Annotated in this window: 14 protein-coding genes and 1 tRNA gene; 10 read left to right on the top strand and 5 right to left on the bottom strand. The window is 53.3% G+C overall.

Annotated elements, in window-relative coordinates; all coding sequences use genetic code 11:
• Positions 1 to 479: 479 nt before the first annotated feature.
• On the top strand, positions 480 to 1,802 hold the full coding sequence (locus VGL38_09595; GenBank protein ID HEY3295682.1) for a sigma-54 dependent transcriptional regulator: 1,323 nt from the start codon (positions 480 to 482) through the stop codon (positions 1,800 to 1,802).
• Positions 1,803 to 1,904: 102 nt separating this feature from the next.
• A tRNA-Lys gene (locus VGL38_09590) sits at positions 1,905 to 1,980 on the top strand.
• 258 nt (positions 1,981 to 2,238) lie between these two features.
• Here VGL38_09590 and VGL38_09585 read toward each other — a convergent pair.
• The 5 genes from VGL38_09585 to VGL38_09565 form a co-directional block, all read right to left on the bottom strand.
• On the bottom strand, positions 2,239 to 3,183 hold the full coding sequence (locus VGL38_09585) for a tyrosine-type recombinase/integrase (protein ID HEY3295681.1): 945 nt from the start codon (positions 3,181 to 3,183) through the stop codon (positions 2,239 to 2,241).
• Between the two features lie 505 nt (positions 3,184 to 3,688).
• Positions 3,689 to 4,375: a hypothetical protein gene (locus tag VGL38_09580; protein ID HEY3295680.1), complete on the bottom strand. Its 687-nt coding sequence runs from the start codon at positions 4,373 to 4,375 to the stop codon at positions 3,689 to 3,691.
• Positions 4,376 to 4,633: 258 nt separating this feature from the next.
• Complete coding sequence (locus tag VGL38_09575; GenBank protein HEY3295679.1) at positions 4,634 to 5,353, bottom strand: hypothetical protein; 720 nt, start codon at positions 5,351 to 5,353, stop codon at positions 4,634 to 4,636.
• A gap of 174 nt (positions 5,354 to 5,527) precedes the next feature.
• On the bottom strand, positions 5,528 to 6,103 hold the full coding sequence (locus VGL38_09570) for a hypothetical protein (protein HEY3295678.1): 576 nt from the start codon (positions 6,101 to 6,103) through the stop codon (positions 5,528 to 5,530).
• Between the two features lie 202 nt (positions 6,104 to 6,305).
• Positions 6,306 to 8,330 (bottom strand): hypothetical protein, encoded by a 2,025-nt coding sequence (locus VGL38_09565; GenBank protein ID HEY3295677.1) that lies wholly within the window; start codon positions 8,328 to 8,330, stop codon positions 6,306 to 6,308.
• Between the two features lie 115 nt (positions 8,331 to 8,445).
• Between VGL38_09565 and VGL38_09560 the strand changes: the two genes are divergently transcribed.
• The 8 genes from VGL38_09560 to VGL38_09525 all read left to right on the top strand — a co-directional run bounded on the left by VGL38_09560 (position 8,446) and on the right by VGL38_09525 (position 19,949).
• A complete protein-coding gene (locus VGL38_09560; protein HEY3295676.1) occupies positions 8,446 to 8,655 on the top strand; it encodes a MoaD/ThiS family protein in 210 nt (69 codons plus the stop codon).
• A gap of 101 nt (positions 8,656 to 8,756) precedes the next feature.
• Positions 8,757 to 9,896, top strand: a complete 1,140-nt coding sequence (locus tag VGL38_09555) for a hypothetical protein (protein ID HEY3295675.1) — start codon at positions 8,757 to 8,759, stop codon at positions 9,894 to 9,896.
• Positions 9,865 to 10,590 carry a hypothetical protein gene (locus VGL38_09550; GenBank protein ID HEY3295674.1) on the top strand — a complete coding sequence of 242 codons (726 nt, stop codon included), beginning with the start codon at positions 9,865 to 9,867 and terminating at the stop codon, positions 10,588 to 10,590. Before VGL38_09555 ends, VGL38_09550 begins: the two co-directional genes overlap by 32 nt.
• On the top strand, positions 10,590 to 11,246 hold the full coding sequence (locus VGL38_09545) for a ThiF family adenylyltransferase (GenBank protein ID HEY3295673.1): 657 nt from the start codon (positions 10,590 to 10,592) through the stop codon (positions 11,244 to 11,246). Before VGL38_09550 ends, VGL38_09545 begins: the two co-directional genes overlap by 1 nt.
• Positions 11,247 to 11,258: 12 nt before the next feature.
• A complete protein-coding gene (locus VGL38_09540) occupies positions 11,259 to 11,513 on the top strand; it encodes a hypothetical protein (GenBank protein ID HEY3295672.1) in 255 nt (84 codons plus the stop codon).
• 3 nt (positions 11,514 to 11,516) lie between these two features.
• The gene (locus tag VGL38_09535; protein HEY3295671.1) at positions 11,517 to 11,759 is read left to right on the top strand and encodes a hypothetical protein; all 243 of its coding nucleotides are present in this window, start codon (positions 11,517 to 11,519) and stop codon (positions 11,757 to 11,759) included.
• A 481-nt stretch (positions 11,760 to 12,240) separates the two neighbouring features.
• Positions 12,241 to 13,767 carry a T9SS type A sorting domain-containing protein gene (locus VGL38_09530; GenBank protein ID HEY3295670.1) on the top strand — a complete coding sequence of 509 codons (1,527 nt, stop codon included), beginning with the start codon at positions 12,241 to 12,243 and terminating at the stop codon, positions 13,765 to 13,767.
• 965 nt (positions 13,768 to 14,732) lie between these two features.
• Complete coding sequence (locus tag VGL38_09525; protein ID HEY3295669.1) at positions 14,733 to 19,949, top strand: right-handed parallel beta-helix repeat-containing protein; 5,217 nt, start codon at positions 14,733 to 14,735, stop codon at positions 19,947 to 19,949.
• The last annotated feature ends 465 nt before the right edge of the window (positions 19,950 to 20,414 follow it).

Raw genomic sequence — 20,414 nt, 5'->3', positions numbered from 1 at the left:
CCACCTTTGCAAAGCGATGCCGGGAGAATTTGTGGTGGAATTTACCCATTGAACGTCATACATGCAACACATTTCATGATGTGCCGACGAATAGGGCTCGAACGTTGAGGTAAACTGCTGGCGACTACCGCTCCTCTCAACTGTATCCTTTGTCGCAAGATGTTGTTTTTGTGATTTCCTTTGCTCTTGATTTCCTGTACATTCGTTCATATATTAGAAGTGGTCCGGGAGCAAACAGGCGAACCTAACTGACCCCTTCAAGTGAAACATCAACACAACCACCGCATCATCCAACATAAGACGGTTTGCAGTGGCCGTTACGCTTGCACCATCACGTCGCCCATGGTCCAAGCCGAATATTTTTAGCGGGTAAGCCAGTTCGTTTGGTCAAAATACATTTTTCTGTTAAGCTGGCGCGATAAATCGCGCGTCTACCATCCAATTTCAGCCTTGCAGATTTTCAGCAATTTTTTAAGAGCATGGAATCTATTCTCATCATTGACGACGACGATGCTATCCGGCGGACGCTGGAGTTGCATCTTTCTGAGCAGCATTTCGAACTGTTCAGCGCGGACACCATTGCCTCGGGGCGGACGCTGTGGAACCGGCATGATCCGGACATGGTGATTCTCGATCTGAAACTGCCCGATGGCGACGGCACCAAGCTGCTCGATGAACAGATCACGAGCGGTTCGCAGGCGCTGGTGATCATGATCACGGGACATCATGACATGGAGTACGCGATTGCCGCTATGAAAAGCGGCGCGCTGAACTATATCCATAAGCCGCTGGATATCGATGAGCTGGATATCATCGTGCAGAAGGCCGCCGAGCAGGTGCGCGCCCGGCGGCGGTCGGACGCGACGCCGGTCATCGACGACTGGAAACCGGGGCGCATTGCGGGAAAGAGCCGCGCCATTCTGGAGATCCATAAGCAGATCGGGCTCGCGTCCAAATCGCGCGTCAATGTGCTGATCACAGGTGAGAGCGGCACAGGCAAGGAACTGGTGGCGCGGGCGATCCATGAAAACACCACGCCGGGGGAGCCGTTTGTGGCGGTCAATTGCTCGGCCATCGTTTCCACGCTGATGGAATCGGAGATGTTCGGCCATGAGCGCGGCTCGTTTACCGGCGCGCATCAGCGGAAGATCGGCAAACTCGAGGTCGCAGGAAGGGGCACGCTGTTTCTCGATGAGATCGGCGACATGAGTCTCGATCTGCAAACCCGGCTGCTGCGTGTGCTGCAGGAGCGCTGCTTCGAACGCGTGGGCGGTACGGCGTCCATCCCCTTTGAAGCGCGGGTGATTGCCGCCACCAATCGCGGCCTGGGCGAAATGATCAAAGCCGGGCAGTTCCGCGAGGATCTGTACTTCCGCCTGGCTGTGCTGGGCATCACCCTGCCGCCACTGCGGGAACGGCGCGAGGATCTTCCCGACCTGGTGCATTATCTTCTGGAGAAAATCAACCGCGAACTGCACCGCAATGTGACGCGCGTTCCGGATCGCGTGATGAAGCGGCTCACGCAAAACCCCTGGCCGGGCAATGTGCGCGAACTGGAGAATGTGCTGACTCAGGCCGTGCTGCGAGCCGCAGGCGATACCCTCAATCTGGATTTCGTGCAGGATAGCCCCTCGCTTGAGCCCGCCCGCCATGATTTGCGCTCCTTAGATGAGGTCGAGAAGGAGCATATCATCTCCGTGCTGGCCGCCGTTGGAGGAAACCTCGGCAAAGCCTGTGAGGTCCTGGGCATTACCCGCCCCACGTTGCGCAAAAAAATGGATGATTATCACATTATATTATGATATGTAAGGCAGCATGAACACTTTGCCACCGCTGGCGGACTTGGCGGGTCGGCTTGACAAAGTTGTTCAAAAGCCTTTTATTAAGGTTTCCACGCGACACGAGCACCCATGGCTCAATTGGTAGAGCAGCTGACTCTTAATCAGCGGGTTGTAGGTTCGAGTCCTACTGGGTGCACCACTTAAGATCCCTGTAAACACTTGGTTTACGGGGATTTTCTTTGGCCTGACTTTGAACTGATGTTCCGATGTAAGTGTAGATTTCTGCAAGTTGCTGCACCAATTTTGTCGCTCATTTGTCGCACATTTTGTCGCACATCCCAATATCTCATCCCACTGATTCACTGTTCTGGAAGTAGTACCAGACGCAGTGGCCTGGACAGCCTCTACATCAGGAATCTATGCAAAAGAAAGGGAGCCGGACATTCCGGGCTCCCTGTCAGTAAGGCAGCTTCCCTGTGGTCTTCGCAAGGTGTTCTGGGGATAAATGGGTGTATATTTGCGTGACAGTTACATCGAAGTGACCCAAGATCTCTTGAATTGAACGAAGATCCACGCCCTGCATCACCAGATGGCTTGCAAAAGTATGCCGCAGGGTATGAAAGGTAACATCGCCGTGTAGTTTCGCCGCCCTTGTAGCCCGCAAGAACTTCTTGCCTAGGGTCCAATAGGTAACACTGAACACGTTGTCGTCGGGTCTCGACGTGGCAGGCTTCATCGCCAGCAACATTTCCCGCAACGGTCCATTAATAGGGATACTTCTCGATCTTCTGGACTTCGTCCGAAAGCCAACCTTGTTCTGCACCGTGAGCACGTTCCTGACCAAGTCCACGTCGGACCATTGCAGCGTTACGATTTCGTTCCGCCGCATTCCAGTCCAAAGAGCTGCATCTACTACTTGGGAAAGAGCAATATCCCCCTCGATTTCCTCCCGCAACCGTTGAATCTCTTCCTCGGTGAGAAACCGGGGATGCATGTTCTTCGGAACGCGGTTCAGGCGCACTTTGGCCGCAGGGCTGATTCTAAGCAGCTTGTGTTCGACTGCCCAGTTAAATGCCGCCTTGAGGTGTCGAAGCCCAATGTTGACCGAAACAGGCGAGACTTCTTTCAGCCGTTCGAGCCGGAACTTCTCGACATGCTCTGACGTAACGGAACCGAGCTTCATGTTCCCGATGACCCGCATGAAGTCTCTCAGCGTGTCGCGGTCCATCTTCGCCGTTTTAGGTGCTTTCGTGGCTTCGGCGTATTCGACGTAGTTCCGAGCCAGATCATCCAGCATGACCGACGAACTCTTCTCTTTGCTCCACCCTTCCGCCATCAATTTCTGTTCTACTTCAGCTCTTACTCGCCTTGCCTCACGCATGTCTTTCGTCTTGAGGTTCATTCGCCTGCGCTTCCCCGCGTGGTAAATGTCCAAGTAGATGATGGTCTCGCCCTTTCGTCCCTTCCTTGAGCGAATAATTACTGACATCCTGTTCTCACAACCTCCTGAGCGCTTCCATTGCTGCGCCTCGCGTTGACTTTTCTGACTTTCGCACCCATTCATCTAGCTCGTCGACGTGAATCCGGACTAAGTTCGAGTCTGGCAACCGATGAAACGGAATCCCATCAGCGCGAATGTATTGGTAGATCCGAGTAACTGACACACCTAAGTACAGGGCGGCATTGTCCGGCGACAGCCACACTTTCCGCACAGTGTTCTGGCCGTTACGAATCTCTTGCAGTATTGACATGATTTCTCTCAAGATTCCGTCTTCGTCTTCCACTACTTACTTATACCCGATACTAAGGTGAGGATTCTTGGGGGATAGATTGTCACGAGGACCCAGCAGTGCCGATGTGCACCTCGGCACCACTGCAATCGCTATCGACCAAATCGGTGTCAAATGCTATTTCATCGTCAGATAATCCACAGGCAATCCTCCGCCGACCTTCACGAAGCGATCATACTCGCTATCAGGGTCAAGGTCGAGTAGGAGGGCGCGCATCTTTATCAGGGTTGCGGTGCGAAAGCCGACGAGACTTTCCGACCACACCCCACGACCATTGAGATACATATCCCCAACTGTGGTGGAGAACTCGACAACGAGTTCAGAATCCGCAGGAAAGGGCTTGTGCGCGTTGGGTTCGTAGGAGCTGGTTGCTGCCATATGCATGTCAATGTTGTGCATGGCTGCGAGTCCCCCAGCAATCTCTGACTCAGGGGCGTCATCCCGGTATTTGCGAGTGACGACCTGGGCGTAAAGGCCATCCACCGCCCAGTCCCGTCCCCAAGGAATATCCATAAGCCATCCACAATCAGAATCTTGGTCGAGTCCGTGATCCACGATGACGGCGGCAGTGATCCCTCGACTTTGTGCCATGGTCGGCACATCAGTCGCCAGTGCGAGGAGCCCGTCATGGACCTTCTCGTACTGTTCGATAGCGCAGTGCGCGCATTTGTCAGGCATGCGGCAAAAGATAAGCGAAACGTGCAGCGGATCAGGCAACAGCCGACGGTATTCGGTTGCATAGTCGGCCATGGTTGGCAAGTTTAAGGGCATCAGCAGCCCGTTCTTCGGTGAGAGTTTCTTCAAAGGGAGTTCCTTCTGTTAGTGGTTTATGGTTTGAAGTGATTCGGTTCGCGCTCTTTAGTCGACGCCGTGTAGAACGGCTGAATCAGCCCCGCCGACTCTTCGTTCATCATAGTCGATTCAGTCATGCGTTATGAGATTAAGCGCTGCACCGGACGGGAAAAACATCGTAGTTTCTATCGGGGAAGGGATTCGACTATGTGAATAGGTTTGACCTCTCGCACAAATGTCATCCCGATCCGGCACCACGCAATCCGTTGCCTACGGAAGATCGAGATAAGCGGTGTCGAGGAAGTACTTCATACGCGCCGACTGGAAACGCTTCCATTCGGTTTCCGGATCAGTTCCCGTAAGAGATGCGCGGTACTTGATGAGAATCTCATTTCTGATGTTAATCAAGTCACGGCACCAGACGCCCACGCCCTCGCGGTAGAGGTCATTCACCGTAAGCCGAAATGTCCGCGCAATCGTGCGAGGAATGGGGTCGCCTTCGTATTCGCCCAGGAATCCGGTGGGCTTCATCTCACTGGGATCTAACGATCCAAGTAATTCGACGCGAGCATCGTACCAGGACATCGCCACCATGATTCCCCGCACCAGATGCGGTTCATAAATCAGCGCGTGTCTGACGAACCCACACTGGACATAGACCCCCTTGAAAATCCATTTCTTCTGTCCCTCGCTCATCACATCATCGAGGTAACTCGGCACCTTTTCGACGGCCATCAGAGTATGAGTTCCAGCAGGAAGCTGGACTTTCGGTACGTTGCTCTTCGAATCGTCCAGAACACGTTTTAACCAATCACGGGCAAAGCCTTCGGCATCAGGATCAAGGCAGAGTAACGTCAATACCACCATATAGTCGTTAGGTGCTGGGCGGTCAAATATGGTCGCCAACTCGTCCTCATCGTCGATGTTGAGCGGAAAGATACCAATGTTCTCGGTATCGTCGGAATCAGAAGGAGTGAGAAGGTCTGTCATGTGTAACTTCCTCAAGGTTAAGTTTTGGGCTTCTGCTCGTGAAGGATTGCCCCGCGCCACCCTGTCTTCCGTCCACGTTCGTGTCGTGCACGCGGTGGCGCTGGGGCTTGAGTTGTCACAAAAGCCACGTTCATCAGGGCGGAGAACGCGACACTTGCATAGGAGGTTGTCCATTCACTTGCTGACCGAAGAATCTTCCGAAGAGATATTGGTAGCCTTATCGGCGTCGGCTGCCGCGCCCTTCGATTTGGCATTCTCAGCGAGCCACGCTTGCCGACCCGCAGTATCGAGGTTCTTTAGCGTCGAGATCTCGGCTTGGTCCTCGTCGACACGCTTGCGACGATGCACAACTTCAGTTTCAAGCTTCTTGATAGCCAAGAGCACCGTCTCCTGATCATAAAAGGTCAGAGAGCGGTCAGCCAGCCGAGCCTGTAAACCCGAAATCTTCGCCTCAGCAGTTGCCAGTGCGGATTTATTACGCCGCATGGTGCCTTCGATCCGCCCAACATGCTTCCGGAAGGGATTGAAGCCCCCGCCACGTCGCCCTCCCTTAGCCCCTCGGCTGCTCGCCGCTTTTTCCAGCGCCTTGCGGATCTTCTCAACGTTTACGAGGAACACGCCATCTACCATCTTAATGGCTTTATGTTGTGTTGCCAAGTCTTGAGCTTCGTCCGTAAGTTTCAGACCCAGCGCCTTGGCACCGTCTGCAAGCAGACACCAACGCCTAGGTGCATCGTCAGCCTTTCTCATATTGTTCTCCTTCGCTTGTGTCCGCAGAAACGCTGCGTTGCCGATGTTATGCCCTACGTGTGCAATTTGTAACCACTAAGATAGGGCTATCCCATTCCTTTGCCACCCCAGGGAACGAGAATGATTTGGCCGATCCAGAGACAAAAAAATCCCAGGCCATTGCCTGGGACAGTGTGAGAATCGGGATGAGGCAGGAGTTAGGTCAAACTTCAAGCCCCAAGAACTTCTTTTCGCGCTGACTCAGCCGCTGGAACCGATGATCACCGAAGATGTCGTCCCGTAGTAGGCCGAGGAGGTTTAGATACTTGAACAGTCCTTCCGGTTCACAAAACTCGTCCACGAGCCCAAAGTAGACCGCGAGCGACGAGTCGTTGTTAATGACGGTAGCTAGCTTCAGCACAGCGTACCGCCCAACGAGATAGGAGAATCCCTTCTTCTCATGCGGGGATGACTCGGTCAGCTCCTTATCAATATAATCGCGCACGGTCTTGTGCCCGTTAAGAACTGACTTCCGCATTGTGATTACTACCTTCTTGGTGTCCCAACCCTTCTCCTCGGCTCCTCGATGAAGGTCAAGTAGCTGTTGCGCTAACTTCTCTGCTTTCCTGACGACATCTTCTATTGTTTCGATCCACTTCTGCGAGGACTGTTCTCGCAACCGCGCTACAGCTTTGAAAAAATCACGTTCCTTGTCCTTCGAATTGAAGCGAGCCTCTGCCGGATAGCTATCCAAATCCTGCTTGTCCTGTCGTATCGGCGCATTAGTCTTCGCCCAATAACCTCTATTTGCGAGGTGCGACTGCACATAACTGCATAGGGCACGCCGCAAGTTGTCCAAGAGGTCAACCTTGGGCATGGCAGTTGCTGTCTGTGACAGACCTTGAGCCAAGTGGTTGATCGCCGACTTAACCGCTGAGGGAAGCTCCTCGTCGATTCGGGGCCGGAGCAACACGGCAACCAGTGTTCCGAATTGCATAGTGCCCACAGATTCCTTATTGTTCGCGACGTACAGTGCGAAGTCCGTGATATCCTCATCTCTAATGCTCGCCAGCATTTCACTTACGGCCCGGATATCGCCGCTATATGCCGACAGGAACTCTTCCAGAGTCCCCTTCGACCTTCTCACCAAATAATTAAGATGCGCAGCCAGGGTAAAATCAGCGACAAACTTCAGTTGGATGACATTCCGGAATGGTGCCAGCGAATTGAAGAAGCTCCTCAACAAACAAATTTCCTTCGCATGGTAGAAGTCGCCTAATTCCTTTTCGTGAAGTGCGAGCAACTGGTTCACTGATTCCGCAATCTTCTGTAAGTGCTCTGCGCCCATCCGCCCATCAAGACGATCCAGATTTCGTCTCGTAATGATACCGTCATCAGCTCTATCATTCGAGAGGAGCCACTTACTTGGCCAGAGGCCATACGTCATTTGAATGGCAAGTCGTGCGCAGCGCAATCTGCTGGTGTGCACCTGAACGTGTTTGGAATGAAACAGAAATCCGTACTGGCTCAGCATGTGTTCAAGGGATTCAATCTCATCGCGTAAGTTTGTCAAGTCCTCATGGCGACCTTTCTCTGTAGCAATATAGAATTTGACGACGGCCTTTCCAGCTTGTCGTTCGCACTCCAATAGGCATGGAGTCAAAATCTTTTCTGTGTCTGCTCTGAGCTTAGCCACGGTCTGTTGCTCTCGAGGGGACATGATTGAGACTGGATAGTCGAGCTCTTGCAGGATAAGTGCTCCGAGATGAAGCGTCTTGAAAGCATCCTTTGCGGCGTCTGTGTGACGCAATTGGGCGCATAATTGACGAACAGCGGGAACGTAAGCGGGTAGCAACGTGCCGAGTGTATCAGCTGACTGGTCGGCCACAGCTTTGCTGAATTCAGCGTCGGATTCGTATATGTAATGAGCCACCTGCCTCAAGAGTTTGACGTAGAGCACTGCAAGACTGTACGTGCATCTCCGAGTCAGGAGTTGATCGCGAACACGGCGCAAACCGTCCGCAAATTTTAGAGCTCGGTGTCTATCATCAGTGGCGCACAGGAGACGAAGGAGTTTCGGAAGGTAGCCTGCAAACGAACTCGTCAGGACTGATGCAGGATGACCAAACCCTGTAGGCGGAGCACCGCCTTCCAGATGCAGTTCAATTTCATGCAGGGCAGTCTGTAAATCTACGAAATCAACCGAAGGCAGCGCCTCAGTCTGCGACGTACGTTCACGATATGGCATTTTATCTTTGTGTGTTGAAACTCTACACAGGTTCAGACAGAACAGTATCGGGAATAAGAACTAAGACCAGTGAATGTGTAGATGGCATGCTTCACACAAGTTAGGAGAAAAACTCATGAAAGTCAAGGTTTTGTGCTTAGGACGATCCGCAAATGAGATCCAAATTGAAGAAGGCACCACCGTCGAAGCCGCCATTCAGCAGGCTGGCTTCCCGAAGGATTCGAGCTATACGCGCCACGTCAACGGCTCGCCCGCGTTCGATTCGGACGTGCTGACCGACGGCAGCGTTTTGACGCTGGTGCCGCAGGTCAAAGGCGGAATCTAAGGAGGATCTGTTGGCGGTCCGTCCTACACCGCTACCAGACATAAGAGGAGCCCTGATGGAGTAATCTGTCAGGGCTCTTCTTCCTCCGGAGGAAACAATCTATGATTCAACAGATTCAGGATCTCTTACGCTTCTATGCGCAGAAGTATCACTGCCCAATTGTCGACCTGACGGACAGTTGGCAAGCAGAAAGTTGGGACCGCACTGGGTTGGCGGTTGCATTGCCAGGCAACGTCTCGACGACGAAACACGTCTCAGATATGGTAGTGCTACACGAACCGGGCTTTGCCAAATTTCTGCCGGGTGATCTCATTGTGTGCGACGATGTTCCTGTGGCTCGAATCGGAAAGCAGTGGCTCGTATTTCTGATCTGGCCGAAGAATCCGTCTGCGTTGTCGTTCGTTCGTAAGCTGATTGATCAGCATTTACCGAAGCTCTGTAGAGCGTATCGCCATCAGCAGAAGGACGCATTGATCGAGAGCATCGCTGGCTGCGTGTCGGATCGTAAGCGCGAACTACAAGCGTCCATACGCGAAGACTCATACGAGTTAGAGCGCCTGTCCTTACAAGTCATGCAGCTCTCCCGCAAGCTGGAAACGGATAGGCAGTTGTTGGAGATGTTCCGACACGACCCGGAGTGGATAAGACGCCGGGCAAACCACACATTCGTAGATCTGATGAAGCTCGTACCGAGCACTTACGCCAGCTTCAGAATCGAAGACGAGTCACTGGTTGGTGTCACGCATGAGATCGTGATTTCGTATGACGGTTACGACTACAGATTCGACCCCTATGAGGTCGAGGTAAACCTTCGACAAGGGAAGACTCGGATATCAGGCGGAACAAACATAAACGGTTATGTGCATCCGCATGTGACAGACGAGCCATCAAACATCTGTTGGGGCAACTGCGGCCATCTTGTAAGCCGATTGTCCGGAGAGCTTGACTTATTTGGTCTATTCCAATTGGTGCACCAATTTCTTTCCTCGTACAACAGCGCTGATCCTTACCAAAAGATTGAACGCTGGGATCCTGACTACGAAGAACCCAGCGATGATGAAGAGCCTTATTGCAGCTACTGCGACGACTATGGTCATACGATAAGCGAGTGTGATAGCTGCTGGTGGTGCGATCACTGCAATGAATACGTAGACCACGACGAAGAAGACTGTCCTAACCGTCCGAAAGATACAACCGAGGAGGTCACCCATGAATCAGTGGCAGAACAAGTCGCGGCGTGATCCCGTGCAATTGTCAATCCGTGTAGAGGTGGAAGCCGTGGCAATGGCGAAGTTCTGGGCGTGGGTTGACATTGCCAAGGGTGAAGTCTCGGCTTTGGGTTTGGTCGAGGAAATCCTCGACGCCAACTCTGGCGCAGTATCGACCCTGCTAGTAACAGAATTCTTCCTCTTGAAGCAGAGGTGTTCAGCTGATGAGACAACGATGGATCCGGCGGCAGTAGCACAGCTGATGCTTGATCTCGAAGCTCAGGGCATCGACAGCCGTAAGTTAAGAATGTTCGCACATTCTCACGCAAATATGTCGGTATTTTGGTCAGGAACAGACGATGATACAATCGCGGGCCTGGCTAACGGTGATTATCTACTCAGCCTTGTGGTCAACAGGAAGCGCGATTCGATGATGCGGCTTGACCAGTATCATCCGGCACATTTATTCTTAACGGACGTAGTCTGGGAGGTGCATTACCCCTTGATTGACGGATTGGCCGAACAATGTCTCACCGAATTCAAAGCCAAGGTGCTGGAAGAAGCGCATGGCTTCAACGGGCATCGTCAATTGGCTCGTGACACGCAAGACCATGTGACTGACCTCCGGGCCGCACATGACCGAGGCGCGTTGACGATGGAAGAGCTTCAAGAAGAAATGGACTGGTTTTACCCCGGAGAAGCAGATGAACTGGAAAGGCCGTTCTGATGGACAACGATCTTCGCCACCTTCGCCAGCAAGACGCGGTCAACATGTCCCGTCTTACCGGACTCGGCATCACCCTCATCGGTGCAGGTGCAATCGGAAGCACCACGGCTGTGTTCCTGGGCAAGATGGGTGCCTGCGGCCTTACGATCTACGACTCGGATTACGTTGAAGAACATAACTGGTCGAACCAACTCTACCGCGATGAAGACATCGGCAAACTGAAATGCACAGCTTTGTCGGAAGTCATGCAGCAGTTCGGTGGACACACTCCCAATGCAATTGCTGCCAAGTATGAAGACCAGCCACTAACCGAAGTAGTCATTTCGGCTGTGGATTCGATGGTTTCTCGGAACACGATCTTTCGTGCCGTACGCGGTCAGCCAGCAGTGAAATTGTACCTGGATGCGCGCATGGGACTTGATACTCTTATCGTGTACACTATGCATCCTCAAGTCCGTGAAGAGAGGAGTCGGTATTGGGATTCGCTGCATACAGATGCCGATTCACTCGCTGAACCGTGTACGGCAAGGACGGTGTGCTACACGCCTTTGATGGCTGCTGCTGTGCTCTGCAACCTAGTGAAAAGATACGTGAATGAAGAGCAGATTCCGCAACGGATCGTGCTGGATCTGGCGACTTTCACATTGATGACGTGATGGAGAACGCTGATGCCTAAATATACAGCGTTCTTCCAGCCATTCGGAATTCGCGTTGACTTCAAGAGTGCTTGCAAGAAGCCAGGTGACGTAACCGAAGACGAAGCCCAGAAGGCTTTGCAACACTTTCTGAAGCGATCCCCGAAGGATTACCTCGTTGACTTGATTGTCGGCCAGGTGAAGTTGGACCGCATTGAAGCGGATGAACGCTGTCCTGCATGTGGGCATTCAACTGCCCTGTGCATTTGCCAGCGTGTGGAGGATTAGCCGATGCCGACCTTCGAGATCGAGACGATTGAACGATGGGAATATGGTGTTCACTACCGCGCAGAAGCTGACAACCCAGAAGACGCCATGAAGCGGATTCTCTCTGGAGACGCTGAATATCACACCTGCGAGCTTCGAGAGCGTTCTCCACGGCAGGAAATCCACCGCGTTGTTCGTGTGACGGATGAAGACTTTGGGAAGGTAATCGAGAGTGAACGCAGGTTGAGGCGACTACTCAGGCGATGACGCTAAGGAGAGCCTTCCGGGCTTTCCTTTTAGATCATTTGGCCCGTGATCTTTGAAATGCAACCCTATTCGTTATTAAGACTTATCCACAGAGGCTTGGACCGCTTCGGTTCACCAATATGCGCGGAAACGCATTCTGACACGAGTTTTGGACGAGCATGCGTAAATGTAATATTCTAAGATAGCTCACTGTACCTAATTTCGACCCAAAACTGGTACACTGAATTCTAAGCTGATGTTTCACCTTACTTAAAATAATCCCGACCTTGCCGTTGACAATGTTATCCGAACTAGTATATATTGAGTGGGAAGGGAAATAGAAGATTAGTAAGAACTTCGGTATCGTTCAGCGGTAAGTGAAGACTGTCATGGGACTGGGCTGTCATCACCACTTTGATTCTGATTCGATTCCTACGTCCGAGATACTTAGCCGCCTTGCTTTGACTTGTCCGAAGCAGGGCTTTAATGTTTGGAGCGGCAGATGAAATCCCTTACGATGGCGCTGATGGCAGTGTTAAGTCTATCGGCTGCAATTCAGGCCCAGCCCGATTCTCTGCACTTAATCTGGAGCCGTGTAGGTGCAGCGGACAGCAGCCGATACGGGTACGCCCTTCTGCCATTAGGAGATCAGAATAATGACGGCTTCGACGATTGGGCTGTGCTGTCGGCTGGTGCTGGGCACGACACCTCTCAGTGCCATTTAGAGTTCTTTCACGGAGGCAATCCACCCTCAATGCTGCCCTATCTTACCCAGCAGGGCATTTTCGCTCATTGGGGACAAGTTGGAGACCTGGGTGACGTGAATGGAGATGGCTACACCGACTGGTTTATCAAGTTGTATGACACCACAGGCTTCTTCCGCGTCAATGTGTATTTGGGCGGCCCTAACGCGGACACCACTGCTGCTCTCACCTGGCGCATCCCGTGGGCGGATTACTTCGGCACGGTAGGCGATTTCAACGGGGATGGCTATAGCGATCTGTATTGGTATCATTACTTCGCGGACGCACTGGATGTTTTCTATGGCGGAAATCCACCTGACATTATGCCGAACTGGACGCACCGCAGCCCCGTAGGGCAACCGCAGCAAGTGATCCCTCTTTCTTTCGGTGATCTCAACGGTGATCATTGTGCGGACTTTGTAGGCTACTCATACCTCACAGATGCGGCTTATATTTTTGTCGGAGGAGCGCATCCCGATACGGTTCCCGCATACACGTGGCCGAATATGCTGTACCCGCCACGCGGGATTGTCAAGGACTTGAACGGCGATGGCAGCGACGAACTGATTGTGACGACAATCGGCGGCGCGGAGATTCACTTCGGCGGGCCGGTCTTGCATTCCACACCGGACGTTACCGTCAACTTCCCGTGCAGCAGCGGAGCGACAGAGGTGATCAGCGCCGGGGATTTCAACCATGACCGCTATCAGGACTTCGTGCAGATCCGCTCCTACTGCGACAATTCTCCCAACGGCATTTTGTCGTTGTACTTAGGGCATCCGTGGATTTACTCGGAACCGGCCTTCTCGATCTATGGGGACAGCCCGCCGTTCAACCTCATCAGCGTTCAGACGGCAGCCAATCTGGGCGATGTCAATGGAGACAGCATTGACGATTTAGGTATCGGAGCGTGGGATGACCTCGCGTATGTCGGCTGGCGGGGAAGAGCGTTGATTCTCCGAGGCGATAGTGCGTGGCGGGCCGACGCTGCTCAGCCGCATGCGGCGATTCCGCAGCTGCTTCAAGTGATAGTGTACCCCAACCCCTTTAATTCGGAAGCCAACATTGCCCTACAGGTTCCTCCCTCGGCGCGGGAAGTCACGTTGACCTTGTACAACGTGCTGGGGCAAGTGGCCTTCCAGACCACGCTCCCGGCCTTCGGTGAAGCCCTGACCTATCACTTCGATTCACAGCGCACTGCCACGCCACTTACGACAGGCGTGTACTTTCTCCGCGCTGAAGCCGGTGCAGCGCAAACCACGCAGAAACTCATGGTACTTCGGTAACAGATCTTTACAAAGTCTTGCAGAAAGGATTGGCGATGAGATTTGGTCCAGCTCTTTTTGCACGTATGTCATTTGCTTTCGCATTCGTGTTCGTGTTTTGTGTGCAGTGTGCCCTGTCCTTTGACATCATGGTATCGTACGACCCGCGTTCAGAGATTGTTCGGTTATCAGAGTATTGGAATTGCCCGAACTACCCGTCCAACATGTCTCAGTACGACCGAAGCCGTTTGACGATCAGTCGCATCGGTAATGAGACTCAAGCACTTAGCTGGTTGCGAGACATGGGCGTGTCGCACATCATGGTAAACTATCCTTACGTGCAGGATTACCACGATTTCGCTAACCACGCCGCCTATACGGGGGACATGAAGCTCGTGAACTGGAACTGGCCCAGCGAGACCTTCAAGTATCTTGAGTCCGGCTACCGCGAAATCTTCGTTGGCGATGTTGCCGACCAATGGGTGGCACCGGAGCACTTTGGGTGGGGACAGTACACTCAAAATCCCAATTGGCACGATGTTGCTGTTCTCGCAAGCGGGCCATTTGTCCAGGGTTCAACCGGAAACGCCCACGACATGTGGGTTCCGACGATGAAACTGGGCGGGTTTCGGGGCTGGGCTGACCGGGACGGATTACTGTCGCCAAACCCCGACAGCGCCAACATGCGTTGGCATATTCGCGTGTGGTGTGACGCCACGCAGCACGGCGGATCTTCAAACGACCCGATTCTGGGGGTAACATGGTATGTCTCCGATAAGCGGCACAACCAAGACGGGTTCTGGAGCTATCCTGAATGCGTAGTTCGCCTCAGCGACTTCTCATCACTCGGTAACGATTTTGAGAATCGCGAGTTCACTATTGATCCTGCAACCAGTCAAGCACACACTTTCTGGAATTACGACTGCAATACGGCAATGTTCGACAGTACCTTCATACATCGCTTTGACGGGTTTCGCGAAGTATGCATGAAGATCCACTATTACGGTGCGCACGATGTTTATATCCGTAAGGTTGACGTCTACGATGAAGGCTATTGGCGCATGATGGTGTCTCCCGACTCCGCCGCCGTGCAGAACGCCATCGGGCAGGCCTTTCAAGCGAATTGGGACAGCTCTCAAGGCACGGTGGCGGGCTGGTATTACGATGAGTGGCCGTCGGGAGACTCGCATCACATAGATACTCAGGTTCGCTCCATCGTGAAGGTGAACAAGATTATTCAGGCGCAGGAATTGCCCACAATATTTATGAATGGGAACCCGCACAGCCCAACCAATCCTCGCCCTTACTGGACACTCGCACGCGATGATCTCTACCGGGAGATGGCCCTGCAGAATGTTAGCATGCCGATCCAGATGAATGAATTCTATTTCACGGGAAACGGCACAGTTCAACCTTCTGTCTGCGGGGGAAGCTCGGTCGAGTTCTTGAAAACGGACTCGACGTCAAACGGTGCATATATTGACGTGAACTTTGCAGATTTTTGCAACTACCAAGGCGCCTCTATTGCCCGCTGGGAGGGGCACAAATCGCTCCAGTGCGCATTAGATGTTAACATATGGGGCGATGGTCCAGTTTACAGGCGCTACCCCACAGGTTCTTCCGATCATCTTATTGAGGACATACCCGCCGACGTGCTATGGGCTGATTCCTCATGGTTTGCTTTGGATTACCAAATTCGCTTTGATCACCAGCACGGAAACAGATCATGGGGCATGGTGGCGACAGCCGTGGATAACACCGATTCGACAGGAGCAGGGGGGTATTTTGCGCCAATTCGTACTCCGGTCCCTGGCGAAGTTAAGCTTGGAGTGTGGCTATCAGTAGCGTGCGATGCCGATGGGATCATCTATTACCCCTTTGGACCCGGCGGAAGCACTCTGGTTTGGGATTCGCTTTGTGCAAATTGCTGGAACGGCGCGCTGTGCAGAAACCCTGTCAACCTTCAGCGCACTCCGAATTACTGGGCAGCAGCGCACGCTGATTCGGAGGTGCTACGAATTGCTCCGGTGCTGGAGCCCTTGCGCTATGTCAAGACCTATGCCAGTCGGCGCTACGAGCAGAATTACGGCTCGATGGACAATCCACGCGACACGCTAATCGCTAGCCAGACCAACCCTTCGACTATCTCCCAGATCCAGACGGACGATCACGTTCCGCCGAGTCACTTAGACGACGATCTTGAAGATGCGGACAGCACCTATATCCAAGTCAGTCGCTTCATGGCCGCAGGCGCTGACCCCTTGGCGGAGGACTACTGGTTTCTCGTGGTCAACCGACGGGCACTTCACGACGAGAATCGCATCGCATGGCTTACGATTGACAATGTGCGCCATCCCAGCGAACCGTACTTCTATGAAGCAATGCTGGCGGAAAGTGCACGGGCAGCGTTCATTCCCGCAGGCGGCAGTTCGGAACGCCGAATCGCGGTTACTCTCGGCCCCGGCGAGGGAGACCTACTCCATTTCTACCGGGCCGACACGACGGATTTGGTAATCACGACTGATACAACGATCTACGCACCCGCCTATTTCCATCGCAATATCATCGTACAGGGAAATGGCAACCTTACCATTGGGCCCAGGATGTCGGCGCTCCGCGACAGCTTCCTGGTCGGCAGCACATGGCAATACCGCTACGACAGCGTGGCCGCGGTCACGTTTTGGCGAGGGAAAGGCATTCGTACAGTCCAGCACAGCTCGGACAGCCTTGCGGGGCTACACATTCTCGGCAGTGATACCACACACATACGTTTGCAGGCTGCTGATGCGAATGCTGGCTGGGCGGGAGTGCAGGCGATTGAAGCGATCCGGGGCAACATTGAGTTCCGGTACGTAGATATCCAGAATGCTCCCGTTGCAGGACTGGCGATCACAGGAGGCGTAAGAAACGGCTATTGGGATACGCCGTATGCCGTGGTGGATCATTGCTCTTTCCGTAACTGCGGCATTGGCCTGGCTCTGGGAAGTCGAGCTAATGTCCACGCGGACTATTCGACCTTCGCCACCAATACTTCCTATGGCGTTTCCAACACTGGCAGTACGCTGCAACTGAATCACTCGCAAGTGCTGAACAATAAGGGCGCGGGTGTCTATGCGGTCAGCAATGCGATTTGCTACTTAACCCAAGATTCTATCGCGGGCAATGCCGAGGTAGGCATCGGAAACTGGACCGTCGCCGGAGGTATCACGGCCTGGGGCGCAAGCGTATGGTTGAAATGCTGCAACGTAGTATATAATCACCGCTGCGGTATCGGAGCCTATAATTCGACGGTTGGCATGGCTGACCCCGGCCAGCCGACCCCTCGCTGGGGCTGGAATCGCGTCGAGTTCAACGCCGGAGACAGTCTCCAAATCAGTGCTCCCTCCTCGGCGCTTATCATGGACAATGGACAAAATCGTATCAGTGGCTTGACTCAGCCCAGCAATTTGCAATGGATCTATTACCCCAATGTGGCCAACTGCCCGCACGTGTGGCGGCAAAACTACTGGGTGCTGACGGACACAGGCAGTATCCATAACCACTTGCCCTCCGGCGTAACCTTGCGTTATCCGCTGAACACTTGGAGTGGTTGCCAATCCTCTTCGCAAGGCGAAGCCGCGTGCGCCGTTGAAGGCAATTATGTGGATGGCAAATCGGCGGAGCTATCCAGCCAATTCGCTACCGCAAGAAGTCAGTACCAAGCCGTGATTGTAAACAGCGGTCCATGCCAGTATACGCAATCGGTCAGCCATGACCTCATTGCCACAGATATTCTGGCGCACCAGTCTGCAAGCTCCGTGGGGTACTTCGAGTCCATCGCAGATACCGCGACGTCAAGGCAAATGTACAGAGCTGCTATGTATGGAGATGCATGGTCACTGGCGTTTTCGGGTGATCTGGACAAGGCGAATGATCGGATGCAAACGATGCTGAGCAGCGCGCTGACAGACACAGAGAAGGTGGAAGCGCAAATCGAACTGCTGAATCTCGGCCTGATGAGCAAAGCCAGCAGTCCCACCGATTCGGTTGCCGCCCTGGACCTGGTCGCCACGCAGGACAGCATCAACTACCTGATCGCTTCACTATCTAAATGGACGCGCTACTCCATCACGGATAGCGTCGTAATGTATGCTCCCTGCACCGTGGACAGTGCAATAGACATTCACGAGGGTGCAGTGCTAGTGATCAAACCAACGCCTGGCATCAAGCCAGCGGTGGTGACCTTCAAGCCCGGCGCGGATATCTGGGTGGAAGGCTTTAACACGCCGACCCCACGCGGCAGACTCTATGTCCAGGGCGAAGCCGATAGTCCGGTGACGCTGCACTGGGACACCACATCGAGTTGGGCCAATATCGAGTCCACCTGCGGCCAAATAGTTCTCTCACATGCCGTTCTCGAAGGAGCAGGCTGGGTAAGTTGCAACGATAATCCAATGGACAACCCTGATCGCTTTCCGATCTTCCGAGCCGATTCGTGTACCTTCAGGAGTTTCTCCGAGGGACTCTGGTTTTGGGGACGGAACGACACCACCAGCTATCTGAGCAACTGTCTGCTGGAGAATATGGGTGCAGGCGGCGATGTCTCATACAATGGCTTTGGGACTGCCTTGACCAATATGGAATACAGCACTATGCGGCTGGATAACTGCCAAATCATCAATGGTGGCGGGGTAGGCGTATTCAACTACTACTACTCCGATATGGACATTGCGCATAGCAGCATCAGCGGCAACAAGAATTATGGTATCCTGAATTGGGAGACCGGAGACCTGTCTCTGGAATGCAGCGACGTATCTATCAATGGAGACACAACGGCAGACGTATGGGTAGAGGACGGTACGGTGAATCTTGTCGGCGGCCACACGGAATTATCCGATACGGGTGGTGTGGTGATTTACGCTGCCGATCCTTCAATGGTGGATTTGGGCGACGGCGAGAATTACCTCAAGCTGGGTGGTGGAACCGGGTATTATTTGAAGTCCGGCGATACGACGGATACGTGGGATATCAGCATGAACACATGGACGCCGTTTACACCTTTAGACACGGCTTTCTATTCGCACTTATGGCCGCATACTCCTGGTCGCTGGTTGGTGGATACATCCCTCGTGACGTTCGTGGGCTGTGATCAAGGCGGCACCATGTCTGTCGGAGGCGGCGCGATTAATCTACTGATCCCTGGGGATAATGACCGTGCGGGAGAAGACTCGTGGCATGGAAGCGGACCCGCCGGAGCCGATGTAATCGCTGTTTCCAGCACCGTGCCTATTGAGGCGACCAAGCTTTCCTCCACTGGTATGACGGCGAGTGCTACGAAAGTGAACTCCGCCAACCTATCAGCCACCAAGACGCCATCGCTTGCAAAGGCAGCACCGGACCGTGCGGAGATGCTAAGGATGCATCATCAGGAACTGAACCAGTGGCGCTCCGTCAAGGTTCTAACTAAGAATCAGGACAAGGTTGCAGCAGCCCAAGCGACCATGAACTTCGTGCGGCAATTCCCCGGCTCGAAGTTCGTTCCAGCAGCGATGGTGAATCTAACGCGCATGGCACGTAAAGGTGATGCGGATCAGACCGTCAGCAAGTTTCTGATGGCGCAATCGAATTCGTTGATTGAACCGTCGCAGAAGAAGCTTGCCAAGAGACTCTCCTTTGTCGCCAAGGCCGCAGAAGGGAAGCCTTCCGAAGCGCTTTCGGGCCTAGAGGAAATGATGGAAACGGCGCAGACCCCGCGAGATTCACTTCGGGCTTTGGCGGATGCAATGGGCGTGTGTTTCTTCAATCGGCATGATCGATCCGTGCGTCCAAGAAATGAAGCAGTCCGGTGTGCGGACATTCGTTCGCTGGTTCAGCGGGTGACCCAGATCTCCCGCATGATCGACAATCCGGCCCTGATCGCGAAGAACAAAGGCCCGGCAGTGCCGTTGACTTATGCTCTGTACCAGAACTACCCCAATCCCTTTAACCCCAATACCGAAATTCGATTCGATCTGCCTGATGCGGTACGAGTGGAACTAAAGGTGTTCAACATTCTGGGTCAGGAAGTGGCCAAGCTCGTGGACGAAGTACGGCCAGCCGGAGCTTACCGCGTGATGTGGGATAGCAAGACCACAGCGGGTACGACGGTAGCTTCCGGCGTTTACATCTACCAGCTCAAGGCTGGAAAGTTCACCGACGCCAAGAAGATGATGCTCATTCGATAGTAAGGCGTTTATGGTCGAAACCCAAAAGAGAAGCCTGGGCGATTGCTCAGGCTTCTTTTCCTCCAATTGGCAGGTGTTTCGCCGCTACGCCCAAATCAGCAGAGAACACTATCTTCAGCCTCTTCGAGGCATGCAAATTCTCCTTCAAGCCAACCGAGTTCCTCTTTGGTGCTTCGCGAGAGTGGCCGAAGATGGCGTAGTTTTCGGAAATAGTGGAATGCGGGCTTCTTTTTGACCTGACATTACGCTAACTACGAACGGACTCCTTTGTGCCGCTACGGCATCAGTGGCGTAAGCGATTGCCAAACTGTCGCATGCCCAAGGCGATGTCACTAAGACATTGACTATTTGGCGCTTAGATCAAACTCGCATATTGATGAGTCAAGACGAGTTTCATCAGTTATTGCCGATCACCGTTGACATTGCAAGCGTAAGTCGTATATTGGTAGTTACAGTTCAACGGCA

The sequence above is a fragment of the bacterium genome, assembly GCA_036504735.1.
In the GTDB taxonomy this organism is placed as follows: Bacteria; Electryoneota; RPQS01; order RPQS01; family RPQS01; genus DASXUQ01.
Note: the sequence above shows the minus strand (reverse complement) of the source record. Positions and strands in the feature narration are given on the sequence as shown.

What these genes read in the sequence shown, in the direction of transcription:
- VGL38_09575 (HEY3295679.1), bottom strand. Translation starts at nt 5,353, where the DNA reads ATGACAGACCTTCTCACTCCTTCTGATTCCGACGATACCGAGAACATT.
- VGL38_09570 (HEY3295678.1), bottom strand. Translation starts at nt 6,103, where the DNA reads ATGAGAAAGGCTGACGATGCACCTAGGCGTTGGTGTCTGCTTGCAGAC.
- VGL38_09550 (HEY3295674.1), top strand. Translation starts at nt 9,865, where the DNA reads ATGAATCAGTGGCAGAACAAGTCGCGGCGTGATCCCGTGCAATTGTCA.
- VGL38_09555 (HEY3295675.1), top strand. Translation starts at nt 8,757, where the DNA reads ATGATTCAACAGATTCAGGATCTCTTACGCTTCTATGCGCAGAAGTAT.
- VGL38_09535 (HEY3295671.1), top strand. Translation starts at nt 11,517, where the DNA reads ATGCCGACCTTCGAGATCGAGACGATTGAACGATGGGAATATGGTGTT.
- VGL38_09560 (HEY3295676.1), top strand. Translation starts at nt 8,446, where the DNA reads ATGAAAGTCAAGGTTTTGTGCTTAGGACGATCCGCAAATGAGATCCAA.
- VGL38_09545 (HEY3295673.1), top strand. Translation starts at nt 10,590, where the DNA reads ATGGACAACGATCTTCGCCACCTTCGCCAGCAAGACGCGGTCAACATG.
- VGL38_09565 (HEY3295677.1), bottom strand. Translation starts at nt 8,330, where the DNA reads ATGCCATATCGTGAACGTACGTCGCAGACTGAGGCGCTGCCTTCGGTT.
- VGL38_09585 (HEY3295681.1), bottom strand. Translation starts at nt 3,183, where the DNA reads ATGAACCTCAAGACGAAAGACATGCGTGAGGCAAGGCGAGTAAGAGCT.
- VGL38_09540 (HEY3295672.1), top strand. Translation starts at nt 11,259, where the DNA reads ATGCCTAAATATACAGCGTTCTTCCAGCCATTCGGAATTCGCGTTGAC.
- VGL38_09595 (HEY3295682.1), top strand. Translation starts at nt 480, where the DNA reads ATGGAATCTATTCTCATCATTGACGACGACGATGCTATCCGGCGGACG.
- VGL38_09525 (HEY3295669.1), top strand. Translation starts at nt 14,733, where the DNA reads ATGAAGATCCACTATTACGGTGCGCACGATGTTTATATCCGTAAGGTT.
- VGL38_09530 (HEY3295670.1), top strand. Translation starts at nt 12,241, where the DNA reads ATGAAATCCCTTACGATGGCGCTGATGGCAGTGTTAAGTCTATCGGCT.